Annotated in this window: 18 protein-coding genes; 15 read left to right on the top strand and 3 right to left on the bottom strand. The window is 64.2% G+C overall.

Annotated elements, in window-relative coordinates; translation table 11 throughout:
* From B5F88_RS09285 to hisE, 12 genes are all read left to right on the top strand, one after another.
* The coding region (locus B5F88_RS09285) for a PolC-type DNA polymerase III (RefSeq protein WP_087344801.1) at positions 1-3,860 on the top strand (3,860 nt) is incomplete at its 5' end.
* 20 nt (positions 3,861-3,880) lie between these two features.
* A complete protein-coding gene (locus tag B5F88_RS09280; RefSeq protein ID WP_087344792.1) occupies positions 3,881-6,058 on the top strand; it encodes an S-layer homology domain-containing protein in 2,178 nt (725 codons plus the stop codon).
* 131 nt (positions 6,059-6,189) lie between these two features.
* On the top strand, positions 6,190-7,359 hold the full coding sequence (gene hisZ, locus B5F88_RS09275) for an ATP phosphoribosyltransferase regulatory subunit (RefSeq protein WP_087344789.1): 1,170 nt from the start codon (positions 6,190-6,192) through the stop codon (positions 7,357-7,359).
* Entirely contained in the window at positions 7,356-7,997 is a 642-nt protein-coding gene (gene hisG / locus B5F88_RS09270) for an ATP phosphoribosyltransferase (protein WP_087344786.1), read from the top strand. The genes hisZ and hisG overlap by 4 nt, the downstream gene beginning before the upstream one ends.
* Positions 7,994-9,295, top strand: coding sequence for a histidinol dehydrogenase (hisD, locus tag B5F88_RS09265; RefSeq protein ID WP_087344783.1), 1,302 nt, complete (start codon positions 7,994-7,996; stop codon positions 9,293-9,295). Before hisG ends, hisD begins: the two co-directional genes overlap by 4 nt.
* Positions 9,295-9,903, top strand: a complete 609-nt coding sequence (gene hisB / locus B5F88_RS09260) for an imidazoleglycerol-phosphate dehydratase HisB (protein ID WP_087344781.1) — start codon at positions 9,295-9,297, stop codon at positions 9,901-9,903. The genes hisD and hisB overlap by 1 nt, the downstream gene beginning before the upstream one ends.
* Positions 9,903-10,394, top strand: coding sequence for a GNAT family N-acetyltransferase (locus B5F88_RS09255; RefSeq protein WP_087344777.1), 492 nt, complete (start codon positions 9,903-9,905; stop codon positions 10,392-10,394). The genes hisB and B5F88_RS09255 overlap by 1 nt, the downstream gene beginning before the upstream one ends.
* An 18-nt stretch (positions 10,395-10,412) precedes the next feature.
* The gene (gene hisH / locus B5F88_RS09250; RefSeq protein WP_087344773.1) at positions 10,413-11,021 is read left to right on the top strand and encodes an imidazole glycerol phosphate synthase subunit HisH; all 609 of its coding nucleotides are present in this window, start codon (positions 10,413-10,415) and stop codon (positions 11,019-11,021) included.
* Entirely contained in the window at positions 11,018-11,740 is a 723-nt protein-coding gene (gene hisA / locus B5F88_RS09245; RefSeq protein WP_087344770.1) for a 1-(5-phosphoribosyl)-5-[(5-phosphoribosylamino)methylideneamino]imidazole-4-carboxamide isomerase, read from the top strand. The genes hisH and hisA overlap by 4 nt, the downstream gene beginning before the upstream one ends.
* On the top strand, positions 11,734-12,489 hold the full coding sequence (hisF, locus tag B5F88_RS09240) for an imidazole glycerol phosphate synthase subunit HisF (RefSeq protein WP_087344767.1): 756 nt from the start codon (positions 11,734-11,736) through the stop codon (positions 12,487-12,489). Before hisA ends, hisF begins: the two co-directional genes overlap by 7 nt.
* A 3-nt stretch (positions 12,490-12,492) precedes the next feature.
* Positions 12,493-12,825: a phosphoribosyl-AMP cyclohydrolase gene (gene hisI, locus B5F88_RS09235; protein WP_087344764.1), complete on the top strand. Its 333-nt coding sequence runs from the start codon at positions 12,493-12,495 to the stop codon at positions 12,823-12,825.
* A complete protein-coding gene (hisE, locus tag B5F88_RS09230; protein WP_087344761.1) occupies positions 12,822-13,151 on the top strand; it encodes a phosphoribosyl-ATP diphosphatase in 330 nt (109 codons plus the stop codon). Before hisI ends, hisE begins: the two co-directional genes overlap by 4 nt.
* 33 nt (positions 13,152-13,184) lie before the next feature.
* On the opposite strand, the gene B5F88_RS09225 is transcribed toward hisE, so the two are convergent.
* Genes B5F88_RS09225 through B5F88_RS09215 form a run of 3 tightly spaced genes read right to left on the bottom strand, consistent with a single transcriptional unit; the run spans position 13,185 to position 15,337 of the window.
* On the bottom strand, positions 13,185-13,718 hold the full coding sequence (locus B5F88_RS09225) for a peptidoglycan-binding protein (protein ID WP_207754508.1): 534 nt from the start codon (positions 13,716-13,718) through the stop codon (positions 13,185-13,187).
* The gene (locus B5F88_RS09220; RefSeq protein ID WP_087344758.1) at positions 13,715-14,935 is read right to left on the bottom strand and encodes a peptidoglycan-binding protein; all 1,221 of its coding nucleotides are present in this window, start codon (positions 14,933-14,935) and stop codon (positions 13,715-13,717) included. Before B5F88_RS09220 ends, B5F88_RS09225 begins: the two co-directional genes overlap by 4 nt.
* A 12-nt stretch (positions 14,936-14,947) precedes the next feature.
* On the bottom strand, positions 14,948-15,337 hold the full coding sequence (locus tag B5F88_RS09215; protein ID WP_087344755.1) for a spore cortex-lytic protein: 390 nt from the start codon (positions 15,335-15,337) through the stop codon (positions 14,948-14,950).
* Positions 15,338-15,484: 147 nt separating this feature from the next.
* On the opposite strand from B5F88_RS09215, the gene B5F88_RS09210 reads away from it, so the two are divergent.
* The 3 genes from B5F88_RS09210 to B5F88_RS09200 all read left to right on the top strand — a co-directional run bounded on the left by B5F88_RS09210 (position 15,485) and on the right by B5F88_RS09200 (position 17,869).
* The gene (locus B5F88_RS09210) at positions 15,485-16,120 is read left to right on the top strand and encodes a redox-sensing transcriptional repressor Rex (protein WP_343286463.1); all 636 of its coding nucleotides are present in this window, start codon (positions 15,485-15,487) and stop codon (positions 16,118-16,120) included.
* Positions 16,117-17,286, top strand: a complete 1,170-nt coding sequence (locus tag B5F88_RS09205) for a hypothetical protein (protein WP_087344752.1) — start codon at positions 16,117-16,119, stop codon at positions 17,284-17,286. The genes B5F88_RS09210 and B5F88_RS09205 overlap by 4 nt, the downstream gene beginning before the upstream one ends.
* Before the next feature lie 148 nt (positions 17,287-17,434).
* Positions 17,435-17,869: a MarR family transcriptional regulator gene (locus B5F88_RS09200; RefSeq protein ID WP_087344749.1), complete on the top strand. Its 435-nt coding sequence runs from the start codon at positions 17,435-17,437 to the stop codon at positions 17,867-17,869.
* Positions 17,870-17,887 lie beyond the last annotated feature (18 nt).

Here is a 17,887-nt window from a genome sequence, read left to right as displayed (position 1 = left end):
CCGCCCCCCCTCCGGTGGAGGACCAGGCGGCCGCCGCCTTCCGCCGCACTGAGGAGATCCGCCGCAAAGCCCTGGCGGGGCTCAAATCTCCCAAGCCCTCAGAGAAAAAGGGGGGGAAAGGGAGCCCCAAGAGCCGCGGCAAGCTGCTCTTCGGCAAGCACGAGATCAAGCGCATGGCCACCCCCATGCGTCAGCTGGAGCTGGACATGGGCACGGTGATCGTGGAGGGGGACGTGTTCGCCATCGACCACCGGGAGCTGAAAAAGCGGGGGGCCTGGGTGGTGTCCTTCGATGTCACCGACTACACCGGGTCGGTGCGCATCAACAAGTTCTTCCCCGGGGACGAGGGCAAGGGCATTGTGGACGGGGTAAAGAAGGGCCAGCGGCTGCTTATCCAAGGCAAGCTGAACATCGACCGCTTCACCGGCGACATGGTGCTGGAGCCCTACGCCATCATGGAGACCGAGCGGGAGCAGCGGGTGGACGGCGCGCCGGAGAAGCGGGTGGAGCTCCATCTGCATACCAATATGTCCGCCATGGACGCCCTCACCGCCGTGGGGTCCAAGATGGACTCCCCCATCGGCAGCGACAAGAACGTGGTGAAGCGGGCGGAGCGGTGGGGCCACCGGGCCATCGCCATCACCGACCACGGGGTGGCCCACTCCTTCCCCAACGCCTGGCACTCCGCCAAGCAGATCAAGCTCCTCTACGGGGTGGAGGCCTATTTCATCAACGACGTGGACGACCGGGTGGCCGTCCACGGGGAGCAGGACCAGCCCCTGGAGGGGGAGATCGTCTGCTTCGACCTGGAGACCACCGGCCTGGATAACCGCCGGGAGGTCATCATCGAGATCGGGGCGGTGGTGCTGCGGAACGGGGAGGTGGCCGAGCAGTTCTCCACCTTTGTGGATCCGGGCAGGCCCCTGACTCGGGAGATCACCGAGCTCACCGGCATCACCGACCAGATGCTGGAGGGGGCCCCCTCCCAGGAAAAGGCCATCCGGGCTTTTCTGGACTTTGTGGGGGACCGGCCCCTGGCCGCCCACAACGCTGAGTTCGACATGGGCTTTCTGGCCGCCGGGTGCCGCCGGCTGGGCATCCCCTTTGACAAGACCTCCATTGACAGCCTGATCCTGGCCCAGAACCTGCTGCCCGACCTGGGCAAATACAAGCTGAATATCGTGGCGGAGCACCTGAACCTGCCCGCCTTCAACCACCACCGGGCCTATGACGACGCGGCCACGGTGGGCTATATGCTCATACCCTTCTTCGACATGCTGCGGGACAAGGGGGTACATACCCTCCAGCAAATCAACCCCGCCATGGCCAGGCTCCGCTCCGGGGGCAAGGCCAAGCGGCACCCCAAACACCTCATTGTGCTGGCCAAGAATCAGCTGGGCCTGCGCAACCTGTACAAGCTGATCTCCGCCTCCTACCTGGACCACTTCAAGCGGTATCCCATCATGCCCAAGAGCCTCATCAACCAGCACCGGGAGGGCCTGATCATCGGCTCGGCCTGCGAGGCGGGGGAGCTGTTCCAGGCCGTTATCAAGCGCAAGGACTTTCAGGAGCTCAAGCGCATCGCCTCCTGGTACGACTTTCTGGAGATCCAGCCCCTGTGCAACAACGCCTTCATGCTCCGCAAGGGGATGGTGCGCAGCGAGGAGGAGCTGCGGGACTTCAATCGCACGGTGGTGGCCCTGGGGGAGGCCCTGGACAAGCCGGTGTGCGCCACCGGGGACGTCCACTTCCTGGACCCGGAGGACGAGATCTACCGCCATATCCTGCTGGCCTCCAAGGGCTTTGAGGACGCCGACTCCCCCCTGCCCCTCTACTTTAAGACCACCCAGGAGATGCTGGACGAATTTGCCTACCTGGGGGAGGAGAAGGCCTACGAGGTGGTGGTGCGCAACACCAACCTGGTGGCCGACTGGTGCGAGGAGGTAGTGCCTCTGCCCCAGGGCCTGTTCGCCCCCAAGATTGAAAACTCCGCCGAGGAGCTGACCAGGCTGGTGTGGGACAAGGCCCACGCCCTCTACGGCGAGGAGCCTCCCCAGATCGTGGTGGACCGGATCAACGCCGAACTGGGGGACATCATCAAATGTAAATACGACGTGATCTACATGTCGGCCCAGAAGCTGGTGCAGGACTCCCTGGACCACGGCTACCTGGTGGGTTCCCGTGGCTCGGTAGGCTCCTCCCTGGTGGCCTTCATGTCGGGCATCACGGAAGTCAACTCCCTGCCCCCCCACTACCGCTGCCCCAAGTGCAAGCACTCCGACTTCGAGACGGCCAAGGAGCTGGGTATCGGCTGCGGGGCCGACATGCCCGACGGGGTGTGCCCCGTCTGCGGCACCCCCTACGAAAAGGACGGCTTCAACATCCCCTTTGAGACCTTCCTGGGCTTCGGAGGCGACAAGGTGCCCGATATCGACCTGAATTTTTCCGGCGAGTACCAGTCCAACGCCCACCGGTACACCTTTGAGCTGTTTGGCCAGACCCACGTGTTCCGGGCGGGCACCATCGGCACCGTGAAGGACAAGATCGCCTTCGGCTACGTTAAGCACTATCTGGACGACCACGGCATCAACGGCACCCGGGCGGAGGAGAACCGCCTGTCCCTGGGGTGCAGCGGGGTGAAGCGCACCACCGGCCAGCACCCCGGCGGCATGGTGGTCATCCCCCAGAACCGGGAGATCTATGACTTCTGCCCGGTGCAGCATCCCGCCGACGACCCCAACAGCGACATTATCACCACCCACTTTGAGTACCACTCCATGGAGTCCAACCTGCTGAAGCTGGACATGCTGGGCCACGACGACCCCACCATGATCCGGATGCTCCAGGACCTGACAGGGGTGGACCCCCAGAAGATCCCACTGGACGACAAAGACACCATGAGCATCTTCACCTCCTCCAAGGTGCTGGGCTTTGAGAATGACCCCATCCTGGGCCCCACCGGGGCGGTGGCCATCCCCGAGTTCAACACCAAGTTCACCCGGGGGATGCTGATGGACACCCAGCCCCATGAGTTTGACATCCTGCTGCGGCTGTCCGGCTTCTCCCACGGTACCGACGTGTGGCTGGGCAACGCCCGGGACCTGGTGGTGGAGCAGGGTATCCCCGTCGGCCAGGCCATCGGCTGCCGGGACGACATCATGATCTTCCTCATCTCCCGCGGCATGCCGGAAAAGCGCTCCTTCAAGATCATGGAGGCGGTGCGAAAGGGAAAGGGTCTGCCCGACGGGGCAGAGGAGGAGATGAAGGCCGCCGGCGTGCCCGACTGGTACATCGGCTCCTGCAAGAAGATCAAGTACCTCTTCCCCAAGGCCCACGCCGTGGCCTACGTCATGATGGCCTTCCGCATCGCCTGGTTCAAGGTCCACCGGCCCCTGGCCTTCTACGCCGCCTTTTTCTCCATCCGGGCCAAGGCCTTCGACGCCACCTGCATGTGTATGGGTATGGACGTGTGCAAGGCCAAGATGCAGGAGATCGAGAGCAAGGAGAAGCCCACCCCGGTGGAGGAGGACATGCTGGTCACCCTGGAGGTGGTGTACGAGTTCTACCTCCGGGGCTTTACCTTTGAGGCCATGGACCTGTACCGTTCCCATGCGGTGAACTTCCTGCCCGACATGGAGAAGGGCACCCTGCTGCCCCCCTTTACCTCCATCCCCGGCCTGGGGGAGACCGCCGCCTGGTCCATCATGGAGCAGCGGGAGGGCAAGCACTTTATCTCCATTGAAGAGTTTTCCGCCGCCTGCCCCAAGGTGTCCAAGACCCACATCGAGCAGCTCAAGGCGGTGGGGGCCCTGGACGGTATGCCGGACACCAGCCAGATCACCCTGTTTGACATGTTCTGAGGAAAGAAAGAGAGGTTTGTATGAAAAAACGCCTTTTGTCGCTGCTGACAGCGGCGGCGCTGCTGTGCACGCTGCTGAGCACCACCGCCCTGGCCCGGGAGACCGACTTTTTTGACGCCTGGCCGGAAGACGTGGACTTCAACACCCTGACCTGGGGCCCGGCGGACGCCGGGGAACTCTATGGCCTGCTGGAGGACCTGAAAGCGGCCTGCGCCCAGTCAAACAACGAGGCCCGGGTACTGGAGCTGATGGAGCAGGTCGAGACAGAATGGGAGGACCTGCAGACCCGGTATGCCGTGTGTACGGTGGCCTATTACCGGGACGTGACCGCCGTTGCCCAGGACTATGTGGCCTGGGGCCAGCTGATGGTAGAGGCCCAGAACGCCTATATCCTGGCCCAGCGGGAGCTGCTCCAGTCCCAGTACGGACAGGCGCTGGCTCAGGCCGTGGGAATGGAGGCGGAGGAGCTGCTGGCCCAGCTGACCCCGGACGACCAGCGGCAGCAGGAGCTGATGAGCCGGGACCAGGAGCTGATCAACGACTACTGGACCGCCGTGGGCGCTGAATATGAGGTGACCTGGCAGGACCGGAGCTGGACCCAGGCGGAGCTGGATCAGGACGAGAGCCTGACCCCGGAGGAGGCCGGTCAGGTGCAGCGCCTGCTGGACCAGGCCCGCAATGCCGCCGCCGTTTCCATTTTGCTGGAGATGGTGGAGGTGCGCAACGAATACGCCCGCAGCAAGGGATATGACAATTATGCCTCCTACGCCTATGAGAACGTATATTACCGGGACTACAGCCTGGAGGATGCCCAGCAGCTCTATGCCCAGGTGAAGGAGGAGATCGCCCCCCTGCTGAACCAGATCCCGCTCGTAGTCCAGAACCGGGAGGAGCTGTTTGACGACCAGCTGAGCGATTATGTGGCCGACCTGACTCAGGAGGAGACGCTGGAGCTGGTGGAGCCCTGTGTGGAGGAGGTCTCCAGCGAATACGCCGAGCTGTTCCGGTATATGCGGGAGAACAACCTGGCGGATATCGGTCCCCTGGACACCAAGATGGACGTGGGCTTTACCACGGACCTGCCCGCCTACCGTTCGGCGGTGATGTTCAACTGTCCCTCCGGCAGTTACTACGATGTGGAGAGCCTGCTCCACGAGTTCGGCCACTACGCCGAAATGTGTCTGTCCGATGCGGTGGGGGGCGGCTTTGAGTGCATTGACGTGGCCGAGATTGACTCCCAGGGTCTGGAGCTGCTCAGCCTGAACTTTGCCGATCAGATGTTCCCCCAGGCCGGAGACGCCTACCGGGTGCGGGTGCTGTACCAGCTCCTGACCAATGTGGCAAACGGCTGCCTGATGGATGAGTTCCAGGCGGCCCTGTACGCCGGCGGGGACTGGACGGCGGAGGAGCTCAACGCCTTGATGGAGGAGCTGCTGGAGGAGTACGATATCGTTGGAATGTTCGGGGACAACTCCGACTACAACTGGGTGCTGATCAGCCACACCTTCGAGTCTCCCATGTACTATATCAGCTATGCCACCTCCGCCCTCTCCGCCCTGGAGCTGTTTCTGGATGCTCAGACCGATTTTGACGGGGCGGCGGATACCTACCTGAGCCTGGTGGCCATGGGCACCGGCCTGGGCTACCGGGAGGCGGTGCGTGAGGCCGGGCTGTCGGATATCTTCCAGGCGGGTGCGGTGTCTGCCCTGGCCCAGAGGCTCCAGGACTACCTGAATGGCCAGGTGTATGATCTGCCGCAGATGGCCGACCTGGAGGGCCACTGGTCCTCGGACGCGGCTCTGTTCTGCACTGCCGTCGGCCTGTTCCGGGGTGACGGGGCGGGCAGCTTCCGGCCCGACGGCACCATGACCCGGGCCCAGATGGTTACCATCCTCTGGCGGCTGATGGGCCAGCCGGAGCCGGAGGGAGCGCCTGTGTCCTTCACCGACGTGGCGGATGGCGTCTGGTATGCCCAGGCGGTCCAGTGGGCTGCCCAGACCGGCATTGTGAAGGGAACGGGGAGCGCCCGGTTTGAGCCCGATGGGTTGGTGACCTGGGAGCAGCTGGCCGTCGTGCTGGACCGCCTGCTGGGGGAGGACAGCGCGCTGGGCGGCGAACTGGACAGCCAGGGCGTCCTCACCCGGGGAGAGGCTGCGGTCCTGTTCCAGCGCCTGCTGACCGGCGACCTGGCGGCCTGATTGGTTTGCCGCCTGTCAGAACCCCCGGACCTTCTGGCCCGGGGGTTCTTCGCCTGTATTTCCACTTGACAATGGTTGGATGTTATAGTATAGTAGCGTGGTAAAGTGCGAAAGTAGAAGGGGGAACTCCCATGAGCGTCATGATTAACACCCCGGAGGGCACCCGGGACCGGCTGTTTGCCGAGTGCCAGGAGCGCCGCCAGGTGCAGGCCCGTCTGACCCGCCTGTTCCGGCAGCGGGGTTTTTTGGAGGTGTCCACCCCGGACACCGAATTTTATGATCTGTTTGCCCTGTCGGGCAGCGCCATCCCGCAGGAGCGGATGATCAAGGTGTGGGACCCCAGCGGCAAGATCTGCGTCATGCGGCCCGACTCCACCACACCCATCGCCCGGGTGGCGGCCACCAAGCTGAAGGCGGTGGCGCTGCCCCAGCGGCTGTACTACGACCAGACAGTGTACCGTTCCAACCCCGCCCACAACGGCGGCAGCCGGGAGCTCCCCCAGTGCGGGGTGGAGCTCATCGGGGCCGGCGGGAAGAAGGCGGACGTGGAGATCATCGTCACCGCCATCGACGCCCTGCGCTCCTGCGGGGCCGCCAGGTTCCATGTGGAGCTGGGCCACGCCGGGTATTTCCGGGAGCTGGCCGGCCGGCTGGAGCTGGGGGAGGAGGCGGTGGAGGAGATGCGGGCCCTCATCGAGGGGAAGAACTTCGCCGCCCTCAACGCCTTTCTGGAGCCCCACCGGGGCAACCCGGCCTGCGCCGCCCTGGAGCGGCTCAGCCGCCTGTTCGGTGGGGTGGAGGTGCTGGCCCAGGCGGAGAAGCTGGCGGGCAAGACCCCGGCGGTGGACTATCTCTCCGAGGTGTACGACGAGCTGTCCGCCGCGGGCTACGGGGCCTATGTCCGCTTTGACCTGGGCATGGTCCATCAGATCGACTACTACACCGGCGTGGTGTTCCGGGGCTATGTGGAGGGGGCGGGAGACGCCGTCCTCTCCGGCGGCCGGTACGACAATCTGGTGGGGGTGTTCGGCCGGGAGGCCCAGGCCACCGGCTTCGCCGTGGATGTGGACGCGGTGGCCCGCACCCTGCCGGAGATCGCCCCGCCGGTGCTGCGGGTGGTGGTCCACTACGAGCCGGGCTATCTGGCTCAGGCCCTGGAGGCGGTGGACGGCCGCCCCGCCGGCACCAGCGAGCTCTCCCCCTGCCGCACCCTGGAGTCCAGCCTGAACCTGGCCCGGGACAAGGGGGCGGAGGCTGTGCTGGTCTTTGACAAGGACGGAGAAAGGATGGTGCGGGTATGAGCGAGCGTCTGAAAATCGCCATCACCAAGGGCCGCCTGCTGGACAAGAGCGTGGAGCTCTTCGAGGGGGCGGGTCTGGACTGCTCCCCCATCAAGGACCCGGGCCGCCGGCTGGTCCACAGCCTGCCCAACTACCCCCTGGACGCGGTGCTGGCCAAGGCCCCCGACGTGATCACCTACGTGGAGCACGGGGTATGCGATCTGGGCATCGTGGGCAAGGACACCATTCTGGAAAAGGGCGGGTCCTTCTATGAGGTGCTGGACCTGGGCTTCGGCAGGTGCCGCTTCGCCCTGGCCGTCAAGCAGGGCAGCGACTTCTTTGGTACCTACAAGACCCGGCGGGTGGCCTCCAAGTACCCGGAGGTGACCCGGGCCTTCTTTGCCCAGAAGGGTATGGATGTGGACATCATCAAGATCGAGGGCAGCGTGGAGCTGGCCCCCATCCTGAACCTCACCGACGCCATTGTGGACATTGTGGAGACGGGGGCCACTCTGAAGGCCAACGGCCTGGTGCCCATTGAGGACGTGGCCCCGGTGTCCGCCCGGCTCATTGTCAATACCGCCAGCATGAAGCTGTATAAGGATCAGATCGCAGATTTTATCGCCCGCTGCGAGGGAGAATTGGAGAAGCGGAAATGATACAGATTGTAAAGGCCGACGGCTCCGCCGAGGAGGCGGTGCTGGCCGCCATGAGGGCCCGGGCCGCCCAGGCCAACCAGGCCATCGACGCCGCCGCGGCGGAGATCATGGAGACCGTCAGGGAAAAGGGGTTTGAGGCGGTGCGGGACTACTCCCTCCGCTTCGACAAGGCCGAGCCCCGGGAGCTTACCCCGGCTGAGCTGGACGCGGCCTATGGCCGCTGCCCCAAGGAATTGATCGCCGCCCTGGAGCGGGCGGCGGCCAATATCCGGGATTATAACGAAAAGCTGCTGAGCCGCACCATGGAGTGGACCTCCCCCGACGGAGGGATCGTGGGCCGGGTGGTCCGGGGCCTGACCCGGGTGGGCATCTACGTCCCCGGCGGCACCGCCGCCTACCCCAGCAGCGTGCTGATGAACGCGGTGCCCGCCAAGGTGGCGGGGGTGGAGGAGATCGTCATGGTGACGCCCCCCACTGAAAACCTCAACGACGCGGTGCTGGCCGCCGCCAAAATCGCCGGGGTGGACCGGGTGATCGCCGTGGGCGGCGCCCAGGCGGTGGCCGCCCTCACCTACGGGGCGGGCTTCATCCCCCGGGTGGATAAGCTGGTGGGCCCCGGCAACGCCTACGTGGCCGCCGCCAAGCGGCAGGCCTACGGCAAGCTGGACATCGATATGGTGGCCGGTCCCTCTGAGGTGCTGGTGATCGCCGACGGCAAGGCCAACCCCAAGTTCGTGGCCGCCGACCTGCTGAGCCAGGCCGAGCACGACAAGCTGGCCTCCGCCGTGCTGCTCACCGATTCCATGGAGCTGGCTCAGGCGGTGGACGCTGAGATCATCCGCCAGACCGGCTATCTCAGCCGCTCGGAGATTATGGAGTGCTCCCTCCGGGACTTCGGCTGCGCCATCGTGTGCGAGAGCCTGGCCGACTGCGCCGCTCTGGCCAACGAGGTGGCGCCGGAGCACCTGGAAATTGTCACCGAGGATCCCAGGGCTCTGCTGCCCGCTATCAAAAACGCCGGGGCGGTGTTTTTGGGGGCCTGGTCCCCGGAGCCTCTGGGGGATTACCTGGCCGGGCCCGACCACGTGCTGCCCACCAGCGGCACCGCCCGGTTCTTCTCCCCCCTCAGCGTGGACAGTTTCCTCAAAACCATGAGCATCATCCAGTATGATCAGGCCAGTCTGGCCCCCATCAAGGACCAGATCATCACCCTGGCCCAGAGCGAAAAGCTCACCGCCCACGCCAATTCCATCCAGGTGCGGTTTGAATCGGATGGGCTGGTCAAGGAGGAAATTTGATGGACATTCCCGTGTATCAATCGGATGCCCCAGTGCGGGCCTATTCCATAGAGCGCAAGACGAAGGAGACCCAAATCAGTGTGAACCTCTGCCTGGAGGGCGGGCCGGTGGAGATCCACACCGGCATCGGGTTTTTCGACCACATGCTTACCGCCTTTGCCTTTTACGGCGGCCTGGGGCTGGAACTGGCCGTCAAAGGCGACCTGGAGGTGGACGGCCACCACACGGTGGAGGATACGGGCATCGTGCTGGGCCAGGCTATGAGCCGGGCTTTGGGGGGCCGGAAGGGGATCCGCCGGTTTGCCTCCGCCTACATCCCCATGGACGAGGCCCTGTGCTTTGCCGCCCTGGACTTCTCCAACCGGCCTTTCCTGGTGTTTGACGCCGACATGCCCCAGCCCATGATCGGCGCCTATGACGCCTGCCTTACCGAGGAGTTTATGCGGGCCTTCGCGGTAAACAGCGGCCTGACCTTACATATGAAATGTCTGTACGGCAAAAACGCCCACCACATCACCGAGGCCCTGTTCAAGGCCCTGGGGGTGGCGGTACGGGAGGCCGTCCAGGTCACCGGCGCCGGGGTCACCTCCACCAAGGGGGTGCTGTGATGGCGGGAGAGCTGCGGGTGCGCCCCTACAGGGCGGAGGACCTGCCCGCCCTGGCGGAGATCTGGAACCAGATTGTGGAGGACGGCGTGGCGTACCCCCAGGAGGAGACCCTGGACGGGGTAGAGGCGGCGGCCTTTTTTGCCGGCCAGAGCCGCACCGCCGTGGCTGAGCTGGACGGGAAGGTAGTGGGGCTATATATTTTGTACCCCAACAATGTGGGCCGCTGCAGCCACATTGCCAACGCCAGCTACGGCGTGAGCCGGGACTGCCGGGGCCGGGGCGTGGGCCGGGCCCTGGTGGAGGACAGTCTGGCGGCCTGCGGAGCGCTGGGCTTCCGGCTGCTCCAGTTCAACGCTGTGGTGGCCAGCAATCTGGGAGCAATCGCCCTGTACCAGTCCCTGGGTTTCCAGCGGGTGGGAACCATTCCAGGCGGATTTCGCCTGAAGGACGGCAGATATGAGGATATTATCGTCTTTTACCACAGGGTATAAGGCGGAAGGAGAGAGCGCATGGGCTATACCGCCATTGTGGATTACGGCGTGGGCAACCTGAAAAGCGTCACCAACGCCATGGACTACCTGGGCCTGAGCACCCGGATCACCAGCGACACCAGGGAGCTGGAGCAGGCCGACGCCATCATCCTGCCCGGCGTGGGGGCCTTCCCCGACGCGGCGGATAAGCTGCGCCAGACCGGCCTGGACAGGGTGCTGACCGCCCAGGCGGAGAAGAAACCCATCCTGGGCATCTGCCTGGGGATGCAGCTGCTGCTGGACCGGGGAGAGGAAGTGCGGGAGTGCGCCGGTCTGGGGCTGGTACCCGGCCGGGTGCGGAGGATCGAGACCGGCCTGAAGCTGCCCCACATCGGCTGGAACAGCCTGAGTTTCCCCAATCCCTCCCCGCTGCTGGCCGGGGTGGAGGAGGGCAGCTACGTCTACTTTGTCCACTCTTTCTGTGCCGTGGCGGACGACCCGGCCACCGTCATCGCCCGGACCGACTACGGCGTGCCGGTGACGGCGGCGGTGCAGCGGGGCAACGTGTACGGCTGCCAGTTCCACCCGGAGAAGAGCGGCGAGGTGGGGCTGCAGATTTTACGGAATTTCGGAGGGCTGAACACATGATCCTGTTTCCGGCCATAGATTTGAAGAACGGTCAGGCGGTACGCCTGTACAAGGGGGACTTTGCCACCGCCCATCAGGTGGCCGCCGACCCCCTGGCGGTGGCCAGGGATTTTTATAATGCCGGGGCCCGGTATGTCCATATGGTAGACCTGGACGGGGCCCGCAGCGGCGCCCGGCAGAACGGGTCTATCGTGCAGGCGGTGGCGGAGCAGTCCGGCCTGAAGGTGGAGCTGGGGGGCGGCATCCGCTCCATGGCCGACCTGGAGGAAGTATTTTCTCTGGGCGTGTGGCGGTGCGTCATCGGCTCCGCCGCCGTCAGTCACCCGGAGTTCGTAAAAGAGGCGGTGGAACAGTACGGCGAGCGGGTGGCCGTGGGCATCGACGCCATGGACGGCATCGTGAAAACCGCCGGGTGGGAGCAGTCCTCGGGGCTCAACTACCTGGACTTCTCCAGGTCCATGGAGGGCCTGGGGGTCCGCACCATCATCTTTACCGACATCGCCACCGACGGCATGCTGTCCGGCCCCTCCTTTGACCGGCTGGCGGAACTCCAGAAGGCGGTAAGCTGTCAGATCACCGCCTCCGGCGGGGTGTCTTCCAACGAGGATCTGTCCAAACTGAACGCCATGGGCCTGTACGGGGCCATCATCGGCAAGGCCTATTATGCCGGGACGGTGGACCTGCCGGCGGCGGTAAAGGAGGCGGGCGAGCAGTGTTAGCCAAACGGATCATCCCCTGCCTGGACGTGCGGGACGGCCGGGTGGTGAAGGGGGTCAACTTTGTCAACATCCGGGACGCCGGAGACCCGGTGGAGCTGGCCAAATATTATTCCGACCAGGGGGCCGACGAGATCGTATTCCTGGATATCACCGCCACCAGCGATGCCCGGGACACCGTGGCCGACGTGGTGGAGCGCACCGCCGCCCAGGTGTTCGTCCCTCTGACGGTGGGGGGCGGCATCCGCACCGTGGAGGACTTTCAGCGGCTGCTACGGGCGGGGGCGGACAAAATTTCGGTGAACTCCGCCGCCGTGGCCCGGCCGGAGCTGATCTCTGAGGCGGCGGAGCGGTTCGGCTCCCAGTGTGTGGTGCTGGCCGCCGACGCCCGGGCCAGAGGCGACGGCACCTGGGAGGTTGTCGTGGCGGGCGGAAGAAAACCCACCGGCATGGACCTCATCCAGTGGGTCAAACAGGCGGAGGCCCTGGGGGCGGGGGAAATTCTGCTCACCTCCATGGACGCCGACGGCACCAAGGCGGGCTTTGATTTGGCCATGACCAAGGCGGTCACCGAGGCGGTGTCCATCCCGGTGATCGCCTCCGGCGGCTGCGGGTCCCTGGCCCATTTTGCGGAGGTCTTTGAACAAACCAACTGTGACGCCGCACTGGCCGCTTCCCTGTTCCACTTCGGGGAGCTGACGGTACCCCAGGTGAAGGACTATCTGCGCACCCAAAACATCCCCGTGAGGTGAACCATGGACTTTGATTTGCATTTGCTCTTTCAGAAATCCGACCTGATCCCGGTGATCATCCAGGACGCGGAGACTAAAGATATCCTGATGCTGGGCTTCACCAATCGGGAGGCGGTGGAGCTGACCCTGAAAACCAGGACCGCCTGGTTCTGGTCCCGCAGCCGTCAAAAGCTGTGGAACAAGGGGGAGAGCTCGGGCCACTTCCTCCATGTGAAGAAGGTGGTTACCGACTGCGATACCGACACCCTGCTCTATCTCTGCGTACCCCAGGGCCCCACCTGCCACACCGGGGCCAGAAGCTGCTTTTTCAACGACATTTGGGAGGAAACCACATGAATGATACCGTATTGCGGGACCTGTACCAGGTGGTGCTGAACCGCAAGAGCGACCCTCAGGAGGGGTCCTACACCTGCTACCTGTTTGACAAGGGCCTGGACAAGATCCTGAAGAAGGTGGGGGAGGAGTGCTCCGAGACCATCATCGCCGCCAAGAACGGCAAGCAGGAGGAGACGGTGGGGGAGATCTCCGACCTCATCTACCACCTAATGGTGATGATGGCCGACCAGAACATCCCCCTGGACGCGGTGCTCTCCGAGCTGGAGCGCCGCAGCCACAAGATCGGCAATCTCAAGCAGATGAAAACCGTGGACCATGAGACCTGAAAAGGAGGCGCTGCCTGGGCAGCGCCTCCTTTTTTATGCCTGACCGTAGGTGACGAACAGGGTATACAGCCGGCTGATGGTGTTCCAGCTGTCCTGATCCAGGATACCGGTCTCCGGTCGGCCGTCCAGCCGCTGGACCCAGCGGATGTTGCGCTGGGTGGCGGCGTCGTTCTGGCCGGTGACGGGGGCGGACTCCACCCCGTCCAGCAGCCGGGCCAGGGCCCGGAACATGGACTGCACCAGATAGAGGTGGACGCTGTTCTGGTCCGGCTGGACGGTAAAGCCGCCCTTGGGGTAGGTCCGGCCGGGGAGAGGGCCCGCCAGCCGGGCCCTGGCCTGGAGATAGAGGGCGGCGATGGCGTCCCAGGTGGCCTGGTTTACCTGCCCGGTGACCGGGGGAAAAAACTCCCGCTGAAACAGCATGACGGCCTCCAGGGTGCGCTCCCCAAAGATGCCGTCGGGGGTGAGGCGGGGGAGGAAATCATAGAGGAAGGACAGCTCCCGCAGCATGGTCTGGAGGCTGCGGACGGGCTGGCCGATGAGGCGGATCTCCTGGGGTACAATCATGAGGCGGCTCCTCTCTGGTCGGCGGAGCCCAGGGTCATGGGCTGGCCGGGATACTGGGTCAGGCCGGTGGCCTGGCTCTCAGGCAGGTCGGGACGGAATTGCTCGGGGATCACGTTGGTGTAGGTGCTTACCGTGTCCACGATACCGGCATACAGCCGGTACAGGGCGGCCCAGGTCTGGGGGCCCATGATGCCGTCCTGGGGCAGGCCGGTCATCCGCTGGACGGCGATGACGGCGTTTTTGGTGGCCGGGCCGTAGATGCCGTCGATGGCTACCGAGGGAATGTTGCTGTAGAACTCGGCCACCACCGACAGCACGTACTGGATCACCTTCACCGACTCCCCACGGTCCCCCTCCCGCAGCACGTTGGGGAAGGGCTGGCTGCCGGTTTCGGGGTAGTAGGTCTGGCCCTGGCTGATGAGCTCCGCCAGGTCCAGCACCCCCACGTAGAGAAACACCATTTTATACCAGGTGGAGTTGCCCACAATGCCGTCGGGGGTCAGGTCGAAGATCTCCTGGAACTTTTTCACCGCCGCCTCGGTGGCCGGGCCAAAGACGCCGTCCACCGGGTAAACCTTGGGTATGGCGGGGTAGTCCCGGGAGATCCGGTTGAGCATCACCTGGATGCGCTGCACCGCCTCGCCGCTGTCGTACCGGCGGATGGGGTAACCGGGGTAGGAGTAGCGGATGCCCTGCACCGGGGCGTTGGTCACCAGCTCGATGTTGTCGCCGTAGTAGTAGCGCAGGATGGACATGTAATCCGCCCCCTCCTCCGCCATGGCCTGGCTGCCCCACTGGGAGAGCCCGTCGCAGGTGACGGTGGTGCCGTTGCAGAATTTGGCGGCCAGGGGCTCCACAAAGCCGATGCGCCGTATGTAGGAGTTAAACATCTCATCCACCAGCTGGCTGATGTTCTCAAAGATATTGCGGCCCTTGATGAACTTCTGGTCGTAGGCGGTGGAGGAGGTGATGTTGAAGGGATAGCCCCGGCTGGGGTAAAACTCGGTGTACACCCGGTTGAGGGCGAAGGAGATGATGGCCAGGATGTTGGCATGGAGGGCGGCGGTCTCCCAGGTGGGGTAGATTTCGCTGGAGGCCACGTTTTTCACGTAATCGGGAAAGGACACCGTGACGTTCTCCGCGTTGGACCCCGGCGGGCCCAGGTGTACCGTGATGTACTGGGGCACGTAGGGGGTAATGGGCAGGGTTTCAGGCATGCTATCCCTCCTTTACAGGCTCTGGGGCGGGATGTTCACCGGGTGCTCGGGCAGCAGGGCGTCCGTCTGCTCCGGCAGGGGGATGAGCTCCAGGTCCTGGATGGTCTCCGTATTGGGGAAGATCTGCACGTTTTCCACCACCAGCAGCTCATAGCCCGGGGACTCCGCCCAAATGTCGCACACCGCGAAGGGCTCCACCGTGCCGGGGGATTCACTGGCGGCGTCATCCGGGGTGCTCACCTGTACCGGGGCGGTGCGGCCGTTTCCGTCGGTGACCCGCACCGCCAGCAGTTTGTGCCGACCCTCCGCTCCCCGCTGGGTAAAGGCCACCGTGGCGCCTGATACGGGAATCTGTGCCCTTGAGGTGTAAACCCGGGTCAAAATGGTTCCAAATGCGTCCAACTGACATTCCTCCTTTTACGGCATCCTATGCCGCCAGGCTCCCCGGGGTTCCCCGGTGAATTGGACGGGAGAAGTTGACAAGGGCACCTGTTTCGAGTAAACTAAACAGGAACGATTGGCAGTTATGCTCTGGAAAGAGTGTGATTTATGATGAAAAAGCAAAAGGTGTCCAGCGCGGTGATCCGCCGCCTGCCCCGATATTACCGCCACCTGAACGACCTGCATCAGGCGGGGGTGGAGCGCATCTCCTCCAACGCCCTGGGGGCGTCTCTGGGCCTTACTGCCTCCCAGATCCGGCAGGATCTGTCCTGCTTCGGTGAATTCGGGCAGCAGGGCTACGGCTATAATGTGAGCAGCCTGCGGGACGAGGTGGCTGACATCCTGGGAGTCAACCGGGGGCACAGCGCTGTGATTTTGGGCGTGGGCAACCTGGGCCGGGCGCTGATGGAGAATTTCCACTTCGACCGCTTCGGCGTGACCCTGGCCGCCGCCTTTGACGTGGTGCCGGAAATTGTGGGGCGCTCCTGCTCCGGGGTGCCGGTGTACCATACCGACCAGCTGGAGGAGTATTTGACCCAGCATCCGGCCAATATCGGCGTGCTGACGGTGCCTGGCCGGGTGGCCAACCGGGTGGCCGAGCGGCTGGTTTCCGCCGGCGTCAAGGGGATCTGGAACTTCACCAATATCGAGCTGACGGTGGATGCCCCCGACATTGTGGTGGAGGATGTCCACTTTGCCGACAGCCTGCTGGCCCTGAACTACATGATTTCGGAGGCGCCATGAAGAAAACCATCGTGCTCCTGCTGACGGCCGCCGTTCTGGTGAGCGGCGCGGCGGCTTACGCCACCGGCGCCCTGACCGGGGAGTCGCTGATTTCCAAAAGCTACATCACTGATACCTATGTGCCCGACGTGGAAAAGCAGGTCTCCCAGCGTGTGCAGGAGCGGACGGAGCAGGCTTACCAGGCCGCCCTCACCGCCCTGAACCAGGCCCACAGCGCCTATCTGGCCCAGGCCGGCAGCGGCGGCAGCGGCAGCGGCGAAACAGTCGGGACGGGAACCTATGTATCCGCCCTGACCGATCTGCGATTCAAGAAGGGGGACGTGATCACCCTCTCCACCGGCTCCGGCGGGATGCTGCTGGCGGGGGACGCATGGATATCCTATACCGGCGGCGGGGTGGTGGACGTGACGGCGGGGGAGACGGTTCTCTCCGGCACCGCCATGGTCCCGCGGCACCGCTATTTGGCGGGGGAGAACACCACCGCCAGCCTGACCATCACCTCGGATACCGCGGTGCTCAGTGTGGAGGGGTATTATTCCCTTGCCGTCAGCGGCAGCGTGGACTATAACGCCCTGGCCGACGCCCTGTTTGAGATGGGTCTGTTCCAGGGCAGCGGCACCACATACGGCAGCGGCTACGACCTGGAGAACCCCACCACCCGGATCATGGGGGTGGTGATGTTCCTGCGCCTTATCGGGGAGGAGCAGGCCGCCCTGTCCAGCACGGCAGTCAACCCCTTTGTGGACACCCCCGCCTGGTGCGACCGCTATGTGGCCTACGCCTTTGAGAAGGGCTACACCAACGGCGTGGGAGAGAGTGCCTCCGGGGCGCTGTACTTTGCCCCTGACCGCCAGATCTCGGCGGAGGAGTACATGACCCTGATTCTCCGGGCCCTGGGCTATACCGACAGCGGGGCCGCCCCCGACTTTACCTGGGATACCGCCCTGTCCAAGGCTGTGTCCTGGGGGATCCTCAGCAGCGGGGAGCAGGCTATGCTGTCCCAGAGCCAGTTTTTGCGGGCCCAGGTGGTCTATCTCTCCTATTTTGCCCTGAACGCCCCCATGAAGGGGGGCGGCGTGCTGCTGGACCGCACCGTGTCCAGCGGCGGACTGAACCGCGGCCAGCTGGAGCAGATCATGGCGGCGGTGACAGTGCCAAGACTGTAAGATGGGAACGCGCGGCCCCTGCGGGGGCCGCGCGTTTTGTCTGTCAGAAGGGACAGGGTGGAAGGGGAGGAGTTTTGGTGATGTTGCGCATTGACAACTGTTAGCAATGAAACTAAACTGGGAGTAGCGCAAAAAAGGAGATGAGCGGATGCGTCAGGAGCACCACGTGGGATATGAGATCAAGGCGCTGGCCAACCTCTTGCGGCGCAAGGTGCTGGAGACCGCGGGAGAGCCCGAGGGAGACGATTTTACCGAGATGCAGGCCAAGATTCTGGGCTTTTTGTGCCATAATCAGGATCAGGAGGTGTACCAGAAGGACATTGAGGAGGCCTTTTACATCCGGCGGTCTACCGCCTCCCGCCTGCTGAAGCGGCTGGAGGCTGACGGCTTTATCCTGCGGCAGTCGGTATCCTGGGACGCCCGGCTCAAGCGGGTGACCACCACGCCCAAGGCGGAGGCTCTGCATCAGGAGATTATGGAGCGTATCGCCAGCGTGGAGCGGACGCTGACCCGGGACATTTCCCAGCAGGAGCTGGACCAGTTTCTGGCCACGGTAGAGAAGCTCAAGCGGAACCTGATGTAGGAGCGCGACAACAGAGAT

The sequence above is a fragment of the Flavonifractor sp. An306 genome, from assembly GCF_002159455.1.
Classification (GTDB): domain Bacteria; phylum Bacillota; class Clostridia; order Oscillospirales; family Oscillospiraceae; genus Flavonifractor.
The sequence above is the reverse complement of the archived record's forward strand: the minus strand, read 5'-3'. Positions and strand labels throughout refer to the sequence as shown.